The sequence below is a fragment of the Vibrio cincinnatiensis genome, from assembly GCF_022113815.1.
Taxonomy (GTDB): domain Bacteria; phylum Pseudomonadota; class Gammaproteobacteria; order Enterobacterales; family Vibrionaceae; genus Vibrio; species Vibrio cincinnatiensis_A.
In genome coordinates this window covers 199,084-220,837 of record NZ_SGOM01000005.1, presented here as the reverse complement: position 1 = coordinate 220,837, position 21,754 = coordinate 199,084, and the positions used below count along the sequence as shown (strand labels likewise).

The 21,754-nt window shown below is 46.4% G+C and carries 24 protein-coding genes; 15 read left to right on the top strand and 9 right to left on the bottom strand.

The features are described from left to right. Positions 1–4 precede the first annotated feature (4 nt). Genes gspH through EXA13_RS08875 form a run of 7 tightly spaced genes read left to right on the top strand, consistent with a single transcriptional unit; the run spans position 5 to position 5,003 of the window. Positions 5–586 carry a type II secretion system minor pseudopilin GspH gene (gene gspH / locus EXA13_RS08905; protein WP_238132857.1) on the top strand — a complete coding sequence of 194 codons (582 nt, stop codon included), beginning with the start codon at positions 5–7 and terminating at the stop codon, positions 584–586. Continuing rightward, the gene (gene gspI / locus EXA13_RS08900; protein WP_238132886.1) at positions 576–929 is read left to right on the top strand and encodes a type II secretion system minor pseudopilin GspI; all 354 of its coding nucleotides are present in this window, start codon (positions 576–578) and stop codon (positions 927–929) included. The genes gspH and gspI overlap by 11 nt, the downstream gene beginning before the upstream one ends. Then, positions 916–1,557, top strand: coding sequence for a type II secretion system minor pseudopilin GspJ (gene gspJ, locus EXA13_RS08895; RefSeq protein WP_238132856.1), 642 nt, complete (start codon positions 916–918; stop codon positions 1,555–1,557). The genes gspI and gspJ overlap by 14 nt, the downstream gene beginning before the upstream one ends. After that, positions 1,541–2,554 (top strand): type II secretion system minor pseudopilin GspK, encoded by a 1,014-nt coding sequence (gene gspK / locus EXA13_RS08890; protein ID WP_238132855.1) that lies wholly within the window; start codon positions 1,541–1,543, stop codon positions 2,552–2,554. Before gspJ ends, gspK begins: the two co-directional genes overlap by 17 nt. After that, positions 2,523–3,752, top strand: a complete 1,230-nt coding sequence (gspL, locus tag EXA13_RS08885) for a type II secretion system protein GspL (protein ID WP_238132854.1) — start codon at positions 2,523–2,525, stop codon at positions 3,750–3,752. Before gspK ends, gspL begins: the two co-directional genes overlap by 32 nt. Continuing rightward, positions 3,749–4,243, top strand: a complete 495-nt coding sequence (locus EXA13_RS08880) for a type II secretion system protein M (RefSeq protein ID WP_238132853.1) — start codon at positions 3,749–3,751, stop codon at positions 4,241–4,243. The genes gspL and EXA13_RS08880 overlap by 4 nt, the downstream gene beginning before the upstream one ends. Before the next feature lies 1 nt (position 4,244). Further along, positions 4,245–5,003, top strand: a complete 759-nt coding sequence (locus EXA13_RS08875) for a type II secretion system protein N (protein WP_238132852.1) — start codon at positions 4,245–4,247, stop codon at positions 5,001–5,003. 28 nt (positions 5,004–5,031) lie between these two features. Here EXA13_RS08875 and cysQ read toward each other — a convergent pair whose 3' ends face one another. From cysQ to EXA13_RS08855, 4 genes are all read right to left on the bottom strand, one after another. Next, positions 5,032–5,859 (bottom strand): 3'(2'),5'-bisphosphate nucleotidase CysQ, encoded by an 828-nt coding sequence (gene cysQ / locus EXA13_RS08870; RefSeq protein ID WP_238132851.1) that lies wholly within the window; start codon positions 5,857–5,859, stop codon positions 5,032–5,034. Between the two features lie 8 nt (positions 5,860–5,867). Continuing rightward, positions 5,868–6,431, bottom strand: a complete 564-nt coding sequence (nudE, locus tag EXA13_RS08865) for an ADP compounds hydrolase NudE (protein ID WP_238132850.1) — start codon at positions 6,429–6,431, stop codon at positions 5,868–5,870. Positions 6,432–6,536: 105 nt separating this feature from the next. Then, on the bottom strand, positions 6,537–7,124 hold the full coding sequence (gene nfuA / locus EXA13_RS08860; protein WP_238132849.1) for a Fe-S biogenesis protein NfuA: 588 nt from the start codon (positions 7,122–7,124) through the stop codon (positions 6,537–6,539). 81 nt (positions 7,125–7,205) lie between these two features. After that, positions 7,206–7,925, bottom strand: coding sequence for a phosphoribosyltransferase family protein (locus EXA13_RS08855; protein WP_238132848.1), 720 nt, complete (start codon positions 7,923–7,925; stop codon positions 7,206–7,208). A gap of 86 nt (positions 7,926–8,011) precedes the next feature. Here EXA13_RS08855 and bioH point away from each other — a divergent pair, with 86 nt between their 5' ends. After that, a complete protein-coding gene (gene bioH / locus EXA13_RS08850) occupies positions 8,012–8,794 on the top strand; it encodes a pimeloyl-ACP methyl ester esterase BioH (RefSeq protein WP_238132885.1) in 783 nt (260 codons plus the stop codon). A 117-nt stretch (positions 8,795–8,911) separates the two neighbouring features. Continuing rightward, positions 8,912–9,382, top strand: a complete 471-nt coding sequence (locus EXA13_RS08845; protein WP_238132847.1) for an ATP-dependent Lon protease — start codon at positions 8,912–8,914, stop codon at positions 9,380–9,382. 85 nt (positions 9,383–9,467) lie between these two features. Here the strand turns inward: EXA13_RS08845 and EXA13_RS08840 are convergent, their stop codons facing one another. Together EXA13_RS08840 and EXA13_RS08835 are read right to left on the bottom strand one after the other, a co-directional pair. Then, complete coding sequence (locus tag EXA13_RS08840; RefSeq protein ID WP_238132846.1) at positions 9,468–11,777, bottom strand: Tex family protein; 2,310 nt, start codon at positions 11,775–11,777, stop codon at positions 9,468–9,470. A gap of 78 nt (positions 11,778–11,855) precedes the next feature. Continuing rightward, complete coding sequence (locus EXA13_RS08835; protein WP_238132845.1) at positions 11,856–12,479, bottom strand: hypothetical protein; 624 nt, start codon at positions 12,477–12,479, stop codon at positions 11,856–11,858. Between the two features lie 138 nt (positions 12,480–12,617). Here EXA13_RS08835 and greB point away from each other — a divergent pair, with 138 nt between their 5' ends. Together greB and EXA13_RS08825 are read left to right on the top strand one after the other, a co-directional pair. Beyond that, on the top strand, positions 12,618–13,109 hold the full coding sequence (gene greB / locus EXA13_RS08830) for a transcription elongation factor GreB (protein ID WP_238132844.1): 492 nt from the start codon (positions 12,618–12,620) through the stop codon (positions 13,107–13,109). A gap of 23 nt (positions 13,110–13,132) precedes the next feature. Beyond that, positions 13,133–14,131 carry a LacI family DNA-binding transcriptional regulator gene (locus EXA13_RS08825; protein ID WP_238132843.1) on the top strand — a complete coding sequence of 333 codons (999 nt, stop codon included), beginning with the start codon at positions 13,133–13,135 and terminating at the stop codon, positions 14,129–14,131. Here EXA13_RS08825 and edd read toward each other — a convergent pair whose 3' ends face one another. Together edd and EXA13_RS08815 are read right to left on the bottom strand one after the other, a co-directional pair. After that, positions 14,132–15,943 carry a phosphogluconate dehydratase gene (edd, locus tag EXA13_RS08820; RefSeq protein WP_238132842.1) on the bottom strand — a complete coding sequence of 604 codons (1,812 nt, stop codon included), beginning with the start codon at positions 15,941–15,943 and terminating at the stop codon, positions 14,132–14,134. It lies immediately after the preceding gene. Between the two features lie 2 nt (positions 15,944–15,945). Further along, a complete protein-coding gene (locus EXA13_RS08815) occupies positions 15,946–16,461 on the bottom strand; it encodes a gluconokinase (RefSeq protein WP_238132841.1) in 516 nt (171 codons plus the stop codon). A gap of 158 nt (positions 16,462–16,619) precedes the next feature. On the opposite strand from EXA13_RS08815, the gene EXA13_RS08810 reads away from it, so the two are divergent. From EXA13_RS08810 to envZ, 4 genes are all read left to right on the top strand, one after another. Then, positions 16,620–17,993, top strand: a complete 1,374-nt coding sequence (locus EXA13_RS08810) for a GntP family permease (protein WP_238132840.1) — start codon at positions 16,620–16,622, stop codon at positions 17,991–17,993. Between the two features lie 9 nt (positions 17,994–18,002). Beyond that, positions 18,003–18,611 (top strand): bifunctional 4-hydroxy-2-oxoglutarate aldolase/2-dehydro-3-deoxy-phosphogluconate aldolase, encoded by a 609-nt coding sequence (locus tag EXA13_RS08805; protein WP_238132839.1) that lies wholly within the window; start codon positions 18,003–18,005, stop codon positions 18,609–18,611. A gap of 195 nt (positions 18,612–18,806) precedes the next feature. Next, a complete protein-coding gene (gene ompR / locus EXA13_RS08800) occupies positions 18,807–19,529 on the top strand; it encodes an osmolarity response regulator transcription factor OmpR (RefSeq protein ID WP_238132838.1) in 723 nt (240 codons plus the stop codon). A 145-nt stretch (positions 19,530–19,674) separates the two neighbouring features. Further along, the gene (gene envZ / locus EXA13_RS08795; protein WP_238132837.1) at positions 19,675–20,976 is read left to right on the top strand and encodes a two-component system sensor histidine kinase EnvZ; all 1,302 of its coding nucleotides are present in this window, start codon (positions 19,675–19,677) and stop codon (positions 20,974–20,976) included. Positions 20,977–21,064: 88 nt separating this feature from the next. Here envZ and EXA13_RS08790 read toward each other — a convergent pair whose 3' ends face one another. Next, on the bottom strand, positions 21,065–21,622 hold the full coding sequence (locus EXA13_RS08790; protein WP_238132836.1) for a hypothetical protein: 558 nt from the start codon (positions 21,620–21,622) through the stop codon (positions 21,065–21,067). Between the last annotated feature and the right edge of the window lie 132 nt (positions 21,623–21,754).

Sequence of the window (21,754 nt, the reverse complement as noted above, 5' to 3'; positions counted from 1 at the left end):
TTCGATGAGATGGCAGCGCGGTTTTACCCTGCTCGAAATTATGCTGGTGTTAGTTTTACTCTCGCTCAGTGCTGTTGCTGTGATTGCCACCTTACCGGCTAAACAAAGTGATGAAATTGAAAAAAGTGCGCAAAGCCTTTTTCAACGTTTGCAATTACTGAATGAAGAAGCGCTATTAAGTGGTTTGGATTTTGGACTCCGAGTGGACGAAAAAAAACATCGCATTAGTTTTTTGCAATTCAACGAACAGGGGTGGCAACCGATAGATAAAATTGGCTTTGCTGCGCAGTTAGCGTTAGATGAGGGGCTCGGTCTCGAATTTTCGGTTGGCGGAGGCGCTTGGCAGGACAAAGACAGGTTATTTATCCCCAGTTCTTTATTCGATGATCAGATGTTTGCGGAATACAAAGAGCAGCAAGCACCGCCTGAACCTCAAGTGTTTATTTTATCAAGTGGCGAGATAACACCGTTTCATCTCTCCATTTATCCTCTCCAGCAAAATATAGATACAGGCTGGCAGGTCATAGTGGAAGACAACGGACAAATACGTTTACTTGCACCGGGAGAGCCACATGATAAACCATAAACGAGGGTTTACTTTATTAGAGGTGTTGGTTGCTTTAGCCATTTTTTCGACCGCCGCTATCAGTGTGATTCGAGCGGTGACCCAACACGTTAATACAATTAGCTACCTAGAAGAAAAAACTTTTGCGGCTATGGTGGCTGATAATCAGATGGCAAAAGTGCATCTAAATGCAAAGTCGTTAGCCCAACGTGAGGGACGAGAGGAACTAGCAGGAAGAACATGGTATTGGCGAGTGTCTCCGGTCAAAACGTCAAATTCAATCTTGGCGGCATTCGATGTGAGTGTGGCGGCTGAGGCAAAAGGCTCTCCGATTGTAACGGTAAGAAGCTATGTGGCGAAGTAAAGCGAAAACACAGGGCTTTACCTTAATCGAGGTTTTGGTTGCAATGGCGATTTTTGCCAGCCTGAGTGTGGCAGCTTATCAGGTGCTGTATCAAGTTCAGCAAAGTAATCACGTTTCTGCTCAACGAGAAGCTCGGTTGAGTGAGTTGCAGCGGGCAATGATTATCATGGATACGGATTTTCGTCAGATGGCATTGCGATCTTTTCGTAGTCAAGGGGAGTCAGCCTCTGCTCAACTTGTGCAATGGCAGGATTACCTGCTGGATTCAGACACGAAAGGCCTGCGTTTTACACGCCTTGGCTGGCACAACCCTCAGCAGCAATTTCCTCGTGGGGAAGTGTTGAAGGTCGGCTATCGAATAAAAGATCAGGTATTAGAGCGGGTATGGTGGCGCTATCCTGATACGCCAGCGGGACAAGAACCCATCGTTGCACCTCTCTTAAGGGGTGTTGAAACTTGGTCGGTTCGTTTCTATGTCGATGGGCAATGGTCGGAAAAATGGGAAATGGAACACGCTCTGCCTCAAGCGATTTCGGTGGGTTTAACTTTAAAAGATTATGGCGAAGTTGAGCGCGTTTATTTGTTAACGGGTGGTGCGCAGGGAGAGATGAATGATTCGTCATCATAATCAGCGTGGCGTGGCACTCATCATTGTTTTATTGTTATTGGCCGTTATGGTTTCTATTGCGGCAACCATGTCTCAGCGGATGTTCAGCCAGTTTCAACGAGCTAATCATCAAATGGGCTATCAACAAGCCTATTGGTATTCGATCGGGGTTGAAGCTTTGGCGAAAGCGGCGATTGAACAAAGTTATAAAGACAACGACACCATTAACCTGAATCAGCCTTGGGCACAAAGCCAGCGTACTTATCCACTCGATTACGGCCAGGTAACGGGAAGTATTGTTGATAAGCAGGCGTGTTTTAATATCAATGTTTTTTCTGGATTGGCGCTCAGTAGTAATAATACGCCTCCTTATGTTTATCGAGTTTGGCGCGCCTTGTTGGACGAGCTGGAGGTTGAGAATTACCAAGCAGAAACGATTGCCGATGCGACGTGGGATTTCATTGATGCAGATGATCGGGTTAATCGGGCCAATGGGGCTGAAGATGCATTATATGAATCCATGACTCCAGCTTATTTGGCTCCGAATGGGTTATTAGTCGATAGCAGTGAGCTTCGGGCCGTTTATCAAATGGGGGGCAAAACGATGAGTTTACTCGCACCTTATGTCTGTGCGTTGCCCAACCAAGATTGGCGGTTAAATATCAATACTCTTGCACCAGAGCAAGCAAAGTTACTGGTTGCAATGTTTAGCCCATATTTAAATGAATCGAATGCTAAAGCCGTGTTAGAGTCTCGTCCCTTTGATGGTTGGGACAGTGTTGCAAGCTTTTTGGCTGAATCACAAATTGCGGCAGTCGAGAAGGCTCGTCGAGAAGAAGCTCGAGCTTACTTAAGTGTGGATAGTCAATATTTTGAATTGGATGCACAGGTCAAGGTGGATACGTCACAGGTACGAATTCGCAGCCTGTTTTATAGTCGTAATAAAAAGGATGCAACGGTGATACGCCGTCGCTATGGAGGAGTCAGTGAGCGAGAGCTTAATCGTTCGGCTGAGTAGTCAACAAAATGCGACAATCCCTTGGTTTGTCTGGTCTTCCTCACAACAGGAAGTGCTAGACCATGGAGAGCTGGCCAGTTGGCAACAACTTGAACAGTTGGCCCCGCATGCGGCACAGCGTTCAACCACTGTCTTATTAGCCAGCAGTGATGTGCTGTTAACTGAAGTCATGATTCCATCAGGAGCCAGTCGCCAATTTTCGTCTATCTTACCGTATTTACTGGAAGATGAATTAGCTCAGGATGTGGATGAGCTGCATTTCTCCGTATTGGATAGGCAGGGCGATCATGCTTTTGTCGCAGTCATGGATCGAGTTTGGCTACAATCGATGCTGGATCATCTTGAACGATGCAGCCTAGCGGTAAAACGTGTGGTTCCTGATGTGTTTGCCATACCGGTTAATCATGAAGGATTGAGTGCGCTGCAGATGGGGCAGCATTGGCTGATTCGTAAAGGCGAGCATGCTGGTGTTAGCGTCGAACAAGAGTGGTTAACGTGGTTTTGTCGTACTGATTGGGTGAAGGGGCCGGATAAGTCTCTTTCTCTTATCGCTTATACGCCGTTACCTGATTTGCCTTTATCTGAAGAGCAGGTATGGGGAGAAAGTCTCGAAAAACCCTTAGCTTCACAGCTTTGCGAAGAAATCTTTCGTCATAAAATCAATGTGTTGACCGGAAGCTTTAAGCCTAAATCCTCGTGGATGAAATATTGGTTTATTTGGCGTAAAGCTGTCGTGGCGGCCATTCTCTTACTGATCATTCTTGTTGTCAGTCAAGGGTTACATGTTCATCAAGATAGTGTCACCGCACAGGCTTATCGCAGCGAAAGCGAACGTATTTTTAGAACTATCTTCCCAGATAAACAACGTATCCCTACGGTGAGCTATTTAAAACGACAAATGAGTGATGAATTAAAGGCTCTGTCGGGCGGCTCACAAGAGGAAGTCGTACTTCACTGGCTTAACTTGTTACCTGGCAGTATTGGGCAGGTGAAAGCGATGGAAATTCAAAGCTTACGTTTTGATGCTAATCGTGGGGAACTGCGTATTGAAGTCAGCGGCCCAGATTTTCAAACTTTTGAGCAGGCGAGAGTAAAGTTAGCGCAAGATTTTACGGTTGAACAGGGGCCATTAAATAAGAATGCTGATCGAGTATTGGGTTCCTTTGTACTTAAAGCTGTGGCAGGGCGTAAAGAATGAAACAGAGACTAATGACTCTGGCATTATGGTGGCAGAGCATCAGCCAGCGTGAGCAGCGATTAGTGCTGATTGGCGGTGGTGCTGTATTGCTGGGTTTACTTTATTGGGGAGTGCTTGCTCCATTGAATCAGCAGAGTGAAGCCGCAAAAGTGCGGATGAGTACGGAAAAACAACTGCTTCAGTGGGTAGAAAAGACGGCGGATCAGATTGTCAGCTTGCGCCAGAAGGGGGGTGTGGTTCGCTCAACTCAACCGTTGAATCAGGTGATAGCATCATCCACCGGGCAATTTAAGATTGAACTGATCAGAGTGCAGCCGCGTGATGATAGGATGCAAGTTTGGATTCAACCGCTTCCTTTTTCTCAATTGGTGGCATGGCTGGCGTATTTAAAAGAGCGGCAAGGTATTGATGTTGAATTTATGGATCTCGAACGAGGAAAAACCTCGGGTATGGTTGATGTCAAACGTTTGCAGTTCAAACGGGTAGGATGAGATGAAACCGATAGTGGGTTATATCAGCGTATTTATATTGGTTATGTTAATCAGTGCGGTCGTGCATTTACCTGCCCAGGTCGTTTTTTCGTACCTTCCGTTCCCCTCTCACTTATCAGTACAAGGTGTGAGTGGAACGATGTGGAATGGCAGTGCCAAGCAGGTGCGTTGGCAACAGACAAATTGGGGAGAACTACAGTGGCAATGGGAATGGTCAGCCATATTAAAGGCTAAAGCGCAGCTTAATGTTCGTTTTGGCCGAGGAAGCGATCAACGCCTACAAGGTAAAGGCGTGGTGGGATATGACTTTTCGGGCCCATTTGCTCAGAATATGGTGTTTTCTTTACCTGCTGAGCAGGTACAACCTTACTTAAGGCTCCCTGTTCCCGTGACGTTACAAGGGCAAATAGAGCTCACGTTACGAGATTACCGCTATCAATCTCCTTGGTGCGCTCAAGCGGAAGGGATGTTGGCTTGGACTCAAAGTGAAGTTGGGACTCCGTTGGGTAAATTGTCGCTGGGGCCAGTTATGGCAGATTTGTCCTGTCAACAAAATGTATTGACGATACACGGTAGTCAACAGAATACGCAGATGAGCAGTGAATTCTCGGCGGAGGTACAAGCGGATCAGCGTTTCAGTACTCAAGCTTGGTTTAAACCGGGCGTAGATTTTCCTACAAGCTTGGGACAACAGTTGAAATATTTACCGACTCCTGATGGGTTAGGTCGCTATTCATTTAATCAGCAAGGGCGTTTCTAGTAGGGCAGGGCGAGATGCCCTGCTTCAGTCAATTTTTACCCGTTAAGATTTCATGCCAAGGTAAATCCGCATCCCCCAGAACAATGAAATTGGGGTTTTCTAGTGTATCCCGTTCATTATAAGAGAGAGGGTCGAGCTGAGTATCGAGAATACGCCCTCCGGCTTCTTCCACAATACATTGGGTGGCGGCGGTATCCCATTCACCGGTTGGGCCCAGCCTTAGGTAACAGTCAACGGCCCCTTCTGCCACTAAGCAGGCTTTGAGTGCCGCTGAACCAAGGGGGACTAACTCATAGTTCCATCGTGCACTTAAACGTTGCGTAATACGATTAATATCTTGTCGGCGGCTAATCGCAATAGCGATAGATTGACCGGGAAGTTCATGTTTGTGGCTATGAATTCGTAAGCTTTCTGACATGTCTGGAATTTTCCATGCCCCTTTTCCTTTGTAGGCATAATAGGTCACACCAGACACTGGCCCATAGACTACACCCATGACGGGTTGATGATGTTCAACCAAAGCTATAACGGTGGCAAAGTCACCACTGCGTGCAATGAATTCTTGAGTGCCATCTAAGGGATCGACCAACCAGTATCGTTGCCAAGTTTCACGGGTAGTTAAACTGATGTCAGCCGCTTCTTCTGATAATACTGGGATGTCGGGGGTGAGTTCTTTTAACCGTTCAGTCACAAGCTTGTGTGCCGCAAGATCGGCGCTTGTAACAGGGGTATTATCCATTTTCGTGAACGCTTCATAGGATTTATTTTCATAAATATCCAGAATCAGCTGCCCAGCAGAGCGCGCAATGCTGATCACTTCAGGTAATAAATGGGCAAGATCTTTGACAGTTGGCATACTCTTTCCTATCGCTGAATGTGAGAGGCCGATAAACAACGGAGAGTAAGCAGCAGAGCACTAATACTGCGAGCTTCACTAAAATCGAGATGAGTCAGCAAATCTTCTGCTTGAGCTAAAGGCCAGCGAACGACTTCTAATGGTTCCGGTTCGTCACCCTCTAACTGTTCTGAGTATAGCCCCTGAGCAATAAAAAGGGTCATTCGGCTGGAAAAATAAGACGGTGCTAGTACGACTTCTTTCAATGGTGTGAGTTGGGTCGCTCCCATACCGATTTCTTCTTTTAATTCTCGGATGGCGGCTTGCTCTGGAGATTCTCCAGGATCTATTAAACCTTTGGGAAAGCCGAGTTCATACTGCTCTGTCCCGACGGCGTATTCCCGCACTAATAAAATATCGCCTTGTTCAGTAATTGGAACCATCATAACGGCATTACGCCCACTGGGTTTCATGCGCTCATAGGTTCGTTCTTCCCCGTTTGAGAAGCGGAGATCAAGCGCCTCTATCGAAAAAAGCTGAGATTGAGCAACGGTACGCTGCGTCAAAATTTCCGGTGGGGTTTTAGAGGGCATCGACGAACTCCTTCATAGACAAATCTTTCTTAATATATGAGAAAAAAAGGTCTGTGAGAATAAAAAAAGCTGATGCTAGGCATCAGCTTATCGGCAAAACCAGCATTAGTAATAAGAGTGCTCACCCCGGTCATGTTCAGTGGAATCGCGTACTGCCGTTAGCTCCCCTTCAAATTGAGCGAGAAGTTCTTTTTCGATCCCTTCTTTTAACGTGACATCAACCATTGAACAGCCGTTACAGCCGCCACCAAATTGCACTAAAGCAATGCCATCATCGGTAATGTCGATTAGGCTGACATGCCCGCCATGTCCGGCTAGTTGAGGGTTAACTTGTGTCTGAATTGCATATTCAACACGGGCCATAAGAGGAGCATCATCGGCCACTTTACGCATTTTAGCGTTAGGGGCTTTAAGCGTGAGTTGCGACCCCATTTTGTCGGTCACAAAGTCAATTTCTGCCTCTTCAAGAAAGGGAAGACTGAGTTCATCAACATAAGCGGAAAAACCGGTAAAGGTGATTTCTGTATCCGTAGCTTCTACGGCTTCTGGTGGGCAGTAAGAGACACCACATTCTGCATTCTGTGTTCCTGGATTAACCACAAACACCCGAATATTCGTTCCTTCAGGCTGCTGAGCCAGAAGTTTAGCGAAGTGGGACTGGGCAGATTCTGTAATAGTAATAGTATTTGACACGACGAATACCTGAGTAATTTTGTAGGCTATTTAGTCACCATTCTACTCCTGTCACGCAGAGGATCCAGCCCTTTTTTATCATTAAGGGAGTATGGGAGTGCTCGGTTCAGGAGTGCGGCATAGACAGTAAATATCAATCCTTTCGATGCCGACTTCAAGTAGTAAATGACATAATTGTCGCATGGTGCTGCCTGTGGTGACCACATCATCGACAATCGCAATATGCGAATATTCTGGGATCTGTTTGAGCTGAAATACCCCCATTAAATTACGTTCTCGTTGCTGTTTGCTCAATGATTGTTGGGCCGGTGTTGCTAGCCGACGAGTAAAGATCGTTGGAGAAAAATGACTACCAAGTTGTTTTGCCATTTCTTGTGCCAATAACTCACTTTGATTAAACCCTCTGTACCATTGCCGACGCCAGTGAAGAGGAACAGAGGTGATTAAGGGAGCGGGGTGTTGTATTTGCTGGGCAAGACGGATGGCGAGATGATGAGCTTGCCAGAATTGGCGTTGATATTTGAACTGGTGAATGGTGTGGCTGAGTGGGAATTGATAGTCACCAATGCAAAATAGCTGTTGCCAAGGAGGGGGGGAATGTAAACAGTGGCCGCATGGCTCGGTAGCTGTTAAGCAGGGAAGCCCACAGCGGGAGCAGCGCTGGATGGGAGCAAACCAAGCTTGGCAAGCGGAGCAGACACCATATTGCGCTTGATGATCTAAAGGAAGGTGGCATAAAGTACAGGCTGGAGCTAACCATGCTCTCATTTTTTGGAGCGGAGCGATGAAATAAGGGGACATGTTTGGCCTCAAAGGGGATTGACCTATCTCTATTTTGCCGTTTTAGTGGATGAACAAGGCTGGTTTTGGTAGGAGAAAAGGTGAACATGACAACAGATCTCTATTGGCAAGTAAAAGGTGAAGGACCGGATCTGGTGCTGGTTCATGGCTGGGGAATGAATGGAGCGGTGTGGGAGCAAACCTGTGAGCAATTACAGGCCAATTTTCGAGTGCATATGGTTGATCTCCCTGGTTACGGATACAGTGCAGAGCTTCATGCCGATGATTTAGCTCAGATAGCGCAAGCATTAATAAGGCAAGCACCTCGACAAGCGGTTTGGTTAGGCTGGTCGTTAGGGGGATTGGTCGCGACTTATATGGCGCTGAATTATCCGGATTATGTCGTCAAGCTGATCACCGTCGCCTCTTCTCCTAAATTTTCGGCAGCAGAGCAAGAACATCCCATGTGGCGTGGTATTAAACCTCATGTGCTCACGGCTTTTACGGAACAATTATTAATCGATTTCCACCCCACCGTGGAACGCTTTTTGGCTTTACAAGCGATGGGAAGTCCTTCAGCACGACAAGACATTAAGCGATTAAAGCAAGCCGTTTTATCTCGCCCCGCGCCCAATCCCGCCGCGTTATTGGCTGGATTAAAGATTTTGGCGCAGACAGATTTGCGCTCTCAGTTAGCCCATCTTTCGATTCCTACTTTGCGATTATATGGACGATTAGATGGCTTAGTACCCGTAAAGATTGCACAAGAATTAAACGACTTGATGCCAGAAAGTGGCGTGCATATTTTTCCGCTCTCAGCCCACGCCCCATTTTTGACCGAGCTGAATGATTTCTGTCAGCAAATCATTCATTTTGCAAATAGAGTGTAAATTTTGTTTCCAACCCGTAAATTAGCCCTAAATTTTTTCTTTAACTGGCCGATAATTAAGCTAACCCGAAAGCGTTGAAGCGCGTGAGGGACGGGCGATGCTGAGGAGGTTTCGGCTATGATCGTGTCACCAACTAATGTTAGTGTGCCACTTATCGCCCCATCAGTGAATGTGCAAACAGAGCAAGCGTCTCGAGACAATCGTATTCGCGCGCCTGTGACGGCAACCGTAGAGCTGACCAAATCTCAGGCCGAACGTAAAATCAAAGCAGATGATAAGCGACGTAAACAATCGGCTTGGGACCCTGCTGAACATCCTGGCTATGAGAAGGAAAGTGAACAAGAGACCACTGAGTTATTGCGTGAGGAATCGCGTAGTGAGTTAGATCGCTTGTTTGATTTGTTAGCCTTAGCTTCTTATAGCGAAGAGCAAGGTAAAGGCTATGCGATGCGCTTTCGATTGCCAAAGCGAATCATTGATGCTGCGATAGCTGAGGGCAGAATGGCTCGTCGGCGTACTGTGATCAAGTTCTATTACGGACACGCTGTCGCACCGAATACGCCATCAGATGTGATAGCGGTCTTGTAGTTATCATCACAAAGTGATGATAAAAGACAAAAATCCCCACAGACGCTGGTCTGTGGGGATTTTCTTTTGAGCTTTTTGTCCGTGATTATTTTTTCGCTTTTGCAAAAGCGGCAGCAAAAGCCCCACTCATTGCGCCACCTTGATGATTCTCTTCATTGCGACGTGCCGTTTTTTCTGGGCGAGGTGATGAAGGGCGGGCAGAACGTGGAGCATGTTGTCCGGGTTCATCGGCTAAGCGCATAGAGAGGGCAATTCGCTTACGTTGTGCATCGACTTCCATCACTTTCACTTTGACGATATCACCCGCTTTCACCACTTCTCTAGGATCAGAGACAAATCGATCCGTTAGGGCTGAAATATGAACCAATCCATCTTGATGGACGCCAATATCCACAAATGCACCAAAGTTGGCGACATTGGAGACGACACCTTCGAGCACCATCCCAATTTCTAGATCCGCCACACTGTTGACGCCGTCTGCAAAGGTCGCAGTTTTAAACTCAGGACGAGGATCTCGTCCCGGTTTATCCAACTCTTTAATGATATCGGTAATGGTAGGCACACCGAAAAGCTCGTTGGTGTAATCTACGGCTCGCAGGGAACGGAGGAACTCACTATTCCCAATGAGCGATTTGATCGCTTGACGATTTTTCTCGGCAATGGCTTTTACAACCGGATAGGCTTCAGGGTGCACAGCGGAAGCATCTAGTGGATTTTTTCCATCCATAATGCGTAAGAATCCAGCGCATTGTTCAAAGGCTTTAGGCCCAAGGCGAGGTACTTTCTTCAAGGTGCTACGGCTATCAAAGCGACCATTGTCATCACGATAATCGACAATATTTTGGGCTAAGGTGGCTGATAACCCTGCTACACGAGTTAATAGTGCTGCCGACGCCGTATTGACATCGACACCAACAGCGTTCACACAATCTTCTACTACGGCATCGAGGCGTTTTGCCAACAATGCTTGACTCACATCATGTTGATATTGACCTACCCCAATGGATTTAGGATCAATTTTAACTAGCTCAGCTAAGGGATCTTGCAGACGGCGAGCAATGGAGACGGCACCTCGTAGTGAGACATCCATATTAGGGAATTCTTTTGCCGCCAGTTCTGAGGCTGAGTAAACCGAGGCTCCCGCTTCACTGACCATGATTTTTTGAACGTTGAGATTTCCACGTTTGATTAAATCAGCGGCAAAGCTGTCGGTTTCTCGTGAAGCGGTCCCATTGCCGATGGCGATCAAATCAACATGATGTTTTTTGACCAATGTGGCAACCGTTTGCATGGCGCGATCGTATTGATTTTGTGGTTGATGAGGATAAATGGTGTCGGTAGCGAGCACTTTTCCTGTTGCATCAACAACGGTGACTTTACAGCCTGTACGTAGCCCAGGATCGAGACCAAGCGTTGCTCTTGGGCCAGCAGGCGCAGCCATTAATAGGTCTTTAAGGTTGGTGGCAAAAACATCAATGGCTTCGATTTCCGCTCGCTCTTTCATCGCCCCCATCAATTCGGTTTCCATATGCATAGAAACTTTAATTCGCCATGCCCAACTGATCACTTGTTTACGCCAAGAATCAGCCAGTGCTTGGCTAAGAGGTAAGCCATAATGCTCTGCAATCAGTGTTTCACAATAGGAGTGGCGGAGTGTTTCTTCTTGTTCTGGGTCAGCATTGAGGCTTAGCGTTAAAAAACCTTCATTGCGACCGCGCAGCATGGCTAATGCTCGATGGGAAGGCACTTTGCTGATCGGCTCTTGATGCGCAAAATAATCTTTAAACTTTTCTCCCTCTTGCTCTTTACCACTGACAACCAATGAAACAATTTCTGCGTGACGTTGAAGGTATTGACGTATTTTGGCCAGTAGGTCAGCATCTTCGGCAATTCGCTCCATAATGATGGCGCGAGCGCCATCTAGGGCAGCTTTGGTGTCGGTGATGCCTTTATCGGGATCGAGGTAGTGGTTTGCTTCTTGCTCAGGATCAACATCGGCTTTTTGCCATAAGCGGTCTGCCAGAGGTTCAAGCCCAGCTTCAATGGCAATTTGGCCTTTAGTTCGGCGCTTGGGTTTGTAGGGTAGATAGAGATCTTCTAGGCGAGTTTTACTATCTGCAGAGAGAATCGCTTGTTCTAATTGGGCCGTTAATTTGCCTTGTTCTTGAATGGATTTAAGGATGGATTGACGACGATCATCCATCTCACGTAGGTAAGTCAGGCGGCTATCTAAATGACGCAGTTGTGTGTCATCTAAACCGCCCGTCACCTCTTTACGGTAACGGGCGATAAAGGGAACGGTATTACCATCGTCAATTAGGGTTACAGCGGCGATCACTTGCTCGGAGCGAACACTCAACTCCTCGGCAATCTGTTGGCAGATAGCTTGGCTCATCCGTAGTCTCTCTGTTTATCAATTATGTACAGATTGTACGTAGCCAGTCATCTGCTGCAATGCCTTTTCGGTGATTGGTTAGTTTTGAGAACGATTTTTAACAAAACTCAGACATGCTGAGTAAAAAATGAGAGCATAACCCAGTAACTCTAACCCTTCTTGGAGCGCATTTTTAAAGCCATGTTCGTAGGCTGAGCCAACAATTCGAGTCCAGAATAGGCTGCCACTACCAAACACACGACTAAATACTAATAGCACTAAGATGCCAATTAACAAAAAGGGGTAAGATTTTGTGTGAGTAAAGTTTGCCATTGCTTGTAACACGGTACCTTGGCAACGCAATTTGGCATAACCTATTGCAAGTAGAGCGCAAAGCAACGCAGGAATAACCCAGAATCCATGCCAGATAAGGTCAAATAATTGATCCAGTTCTCGGATCACAATGCATAAGAAAAAGCCTGCAACAAGGGTATAGAAGCCACGTTCTTGTGGTTGTTTGTACGCTAGTTGAGCAAATAGTAATGCACTGAGTAAAGCAAACAGTTCTTGGGTAATCTCAGTGGCTCCAATCTCTGGTACTCCGTGCTGAAATATGTTGAGATCGATAAAAACCATCACAGGGCCGGTCAGCACGAGAAGCATCAATAATAGCGCTTCTAAACTGCGACGCTGGAGGGTTTGCCAAGCAGTAGGCGTTGTCATGGTGATTATCCTAGTTGTGGGAAAGATAGTGGCCTGTCATTATATGAACGGTGTTTTTAATTTCAAGTTTTTGTGTGATATTCATCACGCGAATGAATTGTTTTGAACTGTTTAATTATCTTGTTATTGAGGTAGATATTGAAAACCAAACTCATCACTCGTGCTGGGTACAATCAGCTTAAGCAAGAGCACGATCATTTGTGGCACGAGAAGCGTCCGGAAATTACTAAAATAGTGACTTGGGCGGCCAGCCTTGGCGATCGTTCAGAAAATGCGGATTACACGTTTAATAAGCGTTTATTGCGCCAAATTGATCGTCGAGTGCGTTATTTACGTAAGCTGTTGCCAGAATTGACCATTGTTGACTATTCCCCTCAGCAAGAAGGACGGGTATTTTTTGGAGCTTGGGTTGAAATAGAGAATGAAGCGGGAGAGAGAAAAACTCTGCGTATTGTTGGACCAGAAGAGATTTATGGTGAGGCAAAAGGGTATATTTCGATTGATTCTCCGATGGCGCGAGCGCTATTAAAAAAGCAAGTGGATGAAGAAGTCACCGTAAAAACCCCAACTGGTGATAAACTCTGGTTTATTAATGCTATTCGTTATGAGAAAGAGCCGGCTAGCCAATAATATGGCTGGGGGCTAGGAACTGTATGCAAAAGAAAACGAGACCCACCTTGCAAGATATTGCCGATCAGGTTGGTATTACTAAGATGACCGTATCGCGTTATTTGCGAGACCCCAGCTCGGTTGCCGAAAAAACGCAAGAGAAAATCGCACAAGTGATTGAACGGCTGGGTTATATTCATAATCGAGTTCCGTCCATTATGTCCAAGTCTTCCAGTCGGGCGATTGGTATTATTCTTCCTTCACTGTCGAATCAGGTCTTTGCTCATTTGGTGCAGGGGGTGGAAGAAGTCACTCAAGCGGCGGGGTACGATACCTTAATTGCGCATACGGGGTATAACGCGCAAGCGGAGGAAGAAAAAATTGCCGCCTTTCTTTCTTATCGGGTGGATGCGTTGATTTTAACGGAGACCAACCATACTGAACGCACTTTGCAGATGCTTAAATCAGCGGGTATTCCGGTGGTGGAGACAATGGAGATCCCAACCCAGCCGATTGATATGGCCGTCGGGCTTAATCATGAACAGATCTCCTATGAAGTGATACAGCAAATGATAGCGCGTGGTCGACGGAGAATTATCTACCTCGGAGCGCGGCTGGATACACGGACAAAACTTCGGATGCAAGGCTATCAGCGAGCGATGGAGGAGGCGGGGTTATTACCAATCCAAGTTTCCACAGGAGAACACTCGAGCTTTACCTTGGGTGGCGAATTACTGCAACAAGCGCTACAGCAATACCCCGATATGGATGCAATTTTCTGCACCAATGATGATGTGGCGATAGGTGCCATGATGTATTGTTCGCATCATGGTATTGCGGTGCCTCACCAAATTGCGGTAGTGGGATATAATGCGTTGGATATAGGTCAGGCGATTATTCCTAAATTAACCAGTGTGGAAACGCCTCGTTTTGAGATTGGTAAAAAAAGTGCCGAGCTATTGCTAGCGGCACTTTCTGGTCAAACGGTTGAACCCAAAGTCTATGATTTAGGTTATCGACTGACTCCTGGTGAAAGCTGGTAATCAAGGCTTGAGCGGAGCAAAGAGGAAGGTGGCTCCTTGATCGGCGGGGGTCACGTGTTGACGGGCAATCGTAAACAGTTCACGCCCCCAGCTCTGTTGCTCTTGCTCAGTGGGTGGAACCATGGGTTCGCGCCCAGCTAACGTTTCCAAGCAGATCAACTCCCCATGCTGAGCATCTAACCGTAATCGATCACCATCACGGAGCAGCCCTATTGCGCCGCCACGTAACGCTTCTGGAGAGACATGTATCGCTGCCGGAATTTTTCCTGAAGCGCCAGATAAACGTCCATCGGTCACTAACGCAACTTTATAGCCGGCTTTTTGTACGTTGCCGAGAATCGGCATTAATTTATGCAGCTCTGGCATACCATTGGCGGCTGGTCCACTATAACGGACGACAACGATGCAGTCTTGATTCAGCTTTCCGGCCTGATAAGCCGCTTCGACATCATGTTGTGAGTCAAATACTTTGGCTGGTGCTTCAATGTAGTGATGCTCGGCTTTGACGGCTGAAATCTTAATTACCGCTTGTCCAAGATTTCCTTTCAGTACTTTGATTCCACCGCTGGTTTGGAACCGTTGCTTTTGCGCCGCGATCACTTGTGGGTCTTGGCTATCTTGGCACGCTTGCCAGCGTAGCTGTCCATCAATCAGAGTCGGGCGTGTTAATTGATCACTAAATTGACCAAAGGCAGGCGTTGCATCAGTGTGTAATAGATGCCGTTCATGTAAACGAGTCAGGAGCATGGGAACGCCGCCTGCCTGTTCGAAGGCATTGATGTCTGCACTGCCGTTCGGGTAAACATTGGCAAGTAGGGGAACCACTTGAGATAAATCACTGATGTCTTGCCAAGTCAGAATCAAGCCAGCTGCACGGGCGAGTGCTACTAAATGAATCGTATGGTTAGTGCTACCGCCAGAAGCTAATAGAGCAACCAAACCGTTGACTAAGCTTTTTGCTGTTACGACATGACTGAGTGGACGATAATTGGGGGTTCCCGGAGCCATTGTCGCAATCATTTTGGCGGCATATTCGGTTAATGCATGGCGCAGCGGAGTATTGGGTGCCACAAATGCTGACCCAGGGAGCATTAATCCCATCGCTTCAAAGACTAATTGGTTGGTATTGGCGGTGCCATAAAAGGTGCAGGTACCCGGTGAGTGATAAGAGCTGCACTCCATGTTAAGTAAGGCTTCTCGGCCGACTTGCCCTGCACTGTATTTTTGCCGAATATCAACTTTCTCTTCATTGCTGATCCCGGTTGACATCGGACCCGCAGGAATAAAAGCGGTGGGAAGGTGAGCGTAACTGAGCGCTCCCATCAATTGTCCCGGAGCGATTTTGTCACAGATCCCAAGGATAAGCGTGCCATCAAACATATTGTGGCTGAGTGACATTGCAGTCGCTTGAGCAATCAGATCTCGGGAAAATAGCGACATATCCATGCCCGGTTGACCTTGGGTAACGCCATCACACATGGCTGGTACGCCGCCGGCTACTTGCGCGGTATGCCCACTCGGCTGTAACGCGGCTTTAATTTGTTCGGGATAGTCTTGATAGACTTGATGAGCACTGAGCATGTCATTATAGGCTGTGATGATCGCCACGTTGGATTTGGTTAGATCAAGAATATGAGACTTTTCACTTTGACAGGAAGCGGCAATGGCATGTGCTAAGTTGCCACAGGATAGACTGGCTTTACCTTTTCCTTTTGCTCGTTGCTGCTCAGTGCGAGCTAAAAATTCTCGACGTAATGTTTGGCTTCGAGCGGTGATTCGGCCTGTGACGTCTAAAACCGTTTTATCCATCATGCTCATGCCTCCTGCTGTTTTAGCGCCGTGATCGCCTGCTCGACGACACGGTCAATATCACTAGCAATACTGATGGTAAAAACATCGGTTTCTTCTGCACTAGGGCGCTGTAAGGTAGCAAATTGACTCTCTAACATGTCAGTTTTCATAAAATGCCCCTTGCGTGCTCGCATACGCTCGATGATGAGGGCTTTATCGCCGTCGAGAAAAAGGAAGGTGACATTTTGATTCCCATCTCGAATCTGATCTCGATACGCTTTTTTGAGTGCTGAACAGACAATAATGCCTTGTTCACTTTTGTTTTCTAAGCTGAATGCCGCATCTCGGATGCGTTCTAGCCAAGGGGCTCGGTCATGATCATTCAAAGGCTCTCCTCGGCGCATTTTTTCAATATTTGCGCGAGGATGCAGATCATCGCCATCAATAAATTTTGCGCCAAGGCGTTGGGCGATCAATGCGCCAATTGTACTTTTTCCGCAACCACTGACGCCCATCACAATAATGCTGTTACCCGTCATAGCGACTCCTTAGTGAGAGATCTGAGCCAGATCTCAATTTTGAACTTTGCCGTAAGAATTGGCTTTATCTTAGTGCTGTTATCGGTAACATGTTACCCGTAACTTATAGATTTGTGAACTGAGACACAAACATCCTATCCTTGATAAAGGTGAACAAAATGGAACAACTCGCACATAGCCCTACCTATCTATTATTGATAGCTGTCTGCGCCATCCTTGCTTTGTTGGTGCTGATCATGAAGTTAAAAGTCCACGCCTTTGCGTCACTTACTTTGGTGAGCTTTGGTACAGCCTTAGCAACGGGTATTCCTGCTGAAAAAGTCGTTCCCAATATGATGTCAGGCTTTGGTGGCACTTTAGCCTCCGTTGCTTTACTGGTTGGCCTCGGTGCCATGATTGGGAAAATTTTAGAAGTCACGGGCGGGGCGAAAGTTTTGGCCGATACTTTAATTGGCCGATTTGGAGAGCAACGCGCTCCATTGGCATTAGGGGTTGCCTCATTGATGTTTGGTTTTCCGATCTTCTTTGATGCGGGCTTAATCGTGATGATGCCGATTTTATTTAGTGTTGCGAAACGATTCGGTGGCTCACCACTTAAGTATGCTTTACCTGCTGCAGGGGCTTTTGCCGTTATGCATGCTTTTGTTCCACCTCATCCAGGCCCCGTAGCGGCTTCTGAACTACTTGGTGCCGATATTGGTTTATTGCTGGTCGTTGGGCTGTTGGTGGCGATTCCTACTTGGTATTTAGGTGCCTATTTGTTTGGCTTATATTGCGGCGAAAAATTCAACATCCCACTTTCAAAAGCTTTTTTAAACACAGAAGTGATGTTTAAAGATAAATCGGACTTGCCGAAATTCTCGACCGTGTTGATGATTTTGGTTCTGCCTGTGTTATTAATCTTCATGGATACAGGCCTTAATACCTTGGCCGTGGCAGGGATGATTGATGGTCAACATCCTGTTGTCGAATTTTTGCGTATGCTGGGTAAAACACCGATAGCCCTTCTCATTACTTTATTAGTCTGTCTATTTACCTTTGCAGGTAAATATGGCATGAGCAAATTGGAGAAATTGTGTACGGATGCTTTGGCACCGATTTGTGCCGTGATCTTGGTGACAGGGGCAGGTGGAATGTTTGGTGGTGTGCTGCGCTCAAGCGGTATTGGTCAAGCATTGGCAGATGTTCTTGCCCATACGGGGATGCCTGTGATTGTGGCTGCCTTTGTTATCTCGACCTGTTTGCGTGTTGCGCAAGGTTCTGCAACGGTGGCTCTGACAACGACAGCCGCACTGATGGCTCCCATTGTATCGCAAACCACGGGTTTGTCTGAATTAGATTTGTGTTTTATCGTGATTGCGATTGCCGGTGGGGCAACCGTACTGTCACACTTTAACGATTCAGGATTCTGGCTCGTCTCTCGCCTACTTGAGATGGATGAGAAAACCACGCTCAAAACGTGGACGGTAATGGAAACTTTGCTTGGAACTATCGCGTTTATTATTGTCGCGACCCTGAGCTTTATTTTGTAAGGTTTATCTATGACAACACTAGAACAACGTTTAGCTGAGATAAAAATTGTCCCAGTCATTGCAATTAATGATGCCAAACAGGCACTTCCATTGGCCAAAGTCTTGGTGGAGAACGGCTTGCCTTGTGCTGAAGTCACTTTTCGTACCGAAGCGGCGGAAGAGTCTATTCGACTGATGCGCGAAGCCTATCCTGAGATGTTAATTGGGGCCGGAACCGTCCTAACAACAGAACAGGTAGACAAAGCGCAGCAAGCAGGAGCGGATTTTATTGTTAGCCCTGGGTTTAACCCCACTACAGTGAAATATTGCCAACAACGGGGCATTGCTATTGTTCCGGGAGTGAATAACCCTAGCTTAGTTGAGCAAGCGATGGAAATGGGGCTGAAAACATTAAAATTCTTCCCAGCAGAGCCGTCAGGAGGAATGGCGATGTTGAAATCACTGGCTGCTGTATATCCGATACAGTTCATGCCTACCGGAGGAATCAATCCGAGTAATGTTCAAGATTACCTAGCCTTAAAATCGGTCATTGCTTGTGGAGGAACTTGGATGGTGCCGACGGAGTTAATGGATAAAGGCGACTGGGATTCCTTAGCGAAACTGATACGCGCATTATAATGTGAAAAGCCAGCCGCAAAGGTTGGCTTTTTTGTATTGCTAGGAGCTTGATACTGCCTTCCTAGATAATCTACGTTATGATATTGATAAGTAATAAATGCTAACAATTCTTTGAATTGTTCACGCAGGAACAGTGTTACATTTTGATGGACTAACCTGTTTGGGTGTCATCTCTTTTTCGTGGGATCTGTGAACATGCAAGAAAACTATAAAATCTTAGTGGTTGATGATGATGCGCGATTACGCGCACTGCTGGAACGTTACTTATCCGAGCAAGGTTTCCAAGTCCGTAGTGTTGCGAACAGTGAACAGATGGATCGCTTACTTACGCGTGAAACGTTTCACTTGATGGTATTAGACCTAATGCTGCCAGGCGAAGATGGTCTATCGATTTGTCGCCGCTTGAGACATGCCAACAATTCAATCCCAATTTTGATGCTCACAGCAAAAGGGGATGAGATTGATCGTATTGTTGGATTAGAAGTGGGGGCTGATGATTACTTGCCAAAACCGTTTAATCCTCGTGAATTATTGGCTCGAATTAAAGCTGTCTTGCGTCGTCAAGTGGTTGAAGCACCGGGTGCTCCTAGTGCTGATGACACTGTGGTCGAATTTGGTGAGTTTCGGTTGAATTTAGGGACTCGGGAAATGTTTCATGGTGAAGAACCCATGCCTTTAACTTCGGGGGAGTTTGCCGTTCTTAAAGCTTTGGTCACCAATGCTCGAGAGCCGCTGTCTCGAGATAAATTGATGAATATGGCTCGTGGTCGAGAATATTCTGCCATGGAACGGTCGATTGATGTACAGATCTCTCGCTTAAGAAGAATGCTGGAAGTCGACCCTAGTAAACCACGCTATATTCAAACGGTATGGGGCTTAGGTTACGTATTTGTGCCGGATGGGAAAGTGGCCAACTAGTTTATTGGCAAGCCAGTTAAGGGATTGGGTAACTGGCTTTCTCCACAGCAATCTCTATCTTCATCTCTTATCATGAACCAGCAATGCCCATCGTTTGGGTATACAATCTTCATTTCTGTTTCATCCCATTGATCGTAGGTGTCTCATGCGTATTCGCAGCTCCTTTACCCAAACTATTCTGCTTTTTTTTACTCTGTTGATTGCCAGCCAAGCCTACTCTTATTATGCATTAATCAACTACGCCATTATTCCGAGTTTGCAGCAGTTTAATAAAATTCTCAGTCATGAAATCAGCTTGATGTTGGATGATTCATTCACTCATGTAGAGAATGAGCTCGATACCTCAATGCGTTTACGGGTGCTCGAAAAGCTGGGTGTTGAGTTATTTCGTGACGATGGCCCCGCGGGAGATGAATTTCAGCGAGCGATCAATATTGATTTGATGAGCGAGGAGATGACCGAAGAACTCGGCTCTGTCACAGAAGTGCGCATGGGGGTTGGGGAGGAAAGTTATCTCTTATGGATGAAGATCGAATTACTGCCGGGAAAAATATTACGTATTCCCCTTTCCGAGTTGCGAGAAGAGGATTTTGCACCGTTATTTCGTAACAGTATTGTGATGGCAATTTTAATCTTGGTGGGTGGGTGGTTATTTATTCGCTTACAAAATCGTCCGTTGAGTACGTTAGAAAAAGCGGCCTTATCGGTCGGTCGTGGTGAAATCCCACCGCCCATTCCTGAAAAAGGCGCGAGTGAGATTCGGGCGGTAACTCGCGCTTTCAACCAAATGTCTCAAGGCATTCAAGCGTTAGAGGAAGATCGCGCACTACTAATGGCTGGCATTAGTCATGATTTACGAACACCATTGACCCGTATTCGCTTAGCAACAGAAATGATGTCTCCTGAAGATAGCTACTTAGCTGAGGGAATTATCGGTGATACCGAAGAGTGCAATGAAATTATTAGCCAGTTTATGGATTATTTAAAACCAGTCGATAAGCAAGCGTTTCAAGATGTAGATTTAAATGAAATAGCACGCGATGTAGCTTCTTCTGAAGGTGGGTATGAAGTTCAGATTGAAGCTCAACTACCACAATCGATAGAGCCGGTTTTTGGCAATCCTATTGCGATTAAGCGAGCGGTGAGTAATTTGGTGGTCAATGCGCTTCGCTATGGCAATGGTTGGGTAAAAGTTAGTACTGGAATCACTGCTGATAAGAAAATGGCGTGGGTTTGCGTCGAAGATAATGGCCCTGGGATAGAGCCGAGCCAAGTTAATAAAGTGTTTGAACCTTTTATCCGTGGGGATACGGCACGTGGAAGTGAAGGGACCGGGCTAGGGCTTGCTATCGTTAAACGGATTGTGAGCCAGCATCATGGTTCTGTTGTGCTCAATAATCGTGCAGAAGGCGGATTGAAAATTCAAATCAGTTTTCCAACAAGATAACGGTACTTTCCTACTGGATGTGGGAATGTCTATCTGCTTTCCGTCGTTTTGATAACTACCATTCCCGTGTAGACGCAATGCTGTTCGATTAAGAATACTCCTTCTTCTTTCGGCTACTCTTTAAAGGATATTTATTGGGCCTTATCTTGACCGACCGTTCATAATTTGGGCGGTCTGGTTTGGGGAGAGTTAAATCTTTCAGGTCATCAGTTAAATCTTTGAGTCGTGCTGGTATCGACTGTAAGTTTCTCGTCTGACATATCGCTGTATAGTCATACAAAACCACCTTAAAACCGAGTTTAAAGCTAATTCTCAGGGGGCTGACTTTCGCTTCCTTAGCCGCTAGTGCCATTTCGTAGCGGATCAGGTTATAGGCAAGCAACAACCCATATAACTCCTGATAAACTAAAGTGATTTTCTTGCTTCTTAGGGCGATGGCTTTACGAAGCATCGTACATTTTATTTCACGATACCCAAGTTCAACACGAAATTGAGTCCCGTCAATGGCATAGACTCTGAGACCTTCCCATTTACCCACCTCAACCTGTCCGCTCCAATGACTGGCACTTTGATGGAATAACCACGGTACAGGCTCAACACCCAACCGTTTACGAGCTTCGGTGAGAGAGCTTTTAGCTGATAGCAAAGCGTTGTTTAATTGCTTGGAATTTAAGGATCGTTCAAGTTATTCATTCTCCTTAAACGATCAGCATTGCGTGTAGACGGGAATCTAGCATAAAGTACAAAAGGTAGAATGGATCCCCACTTTCGTGGGGAT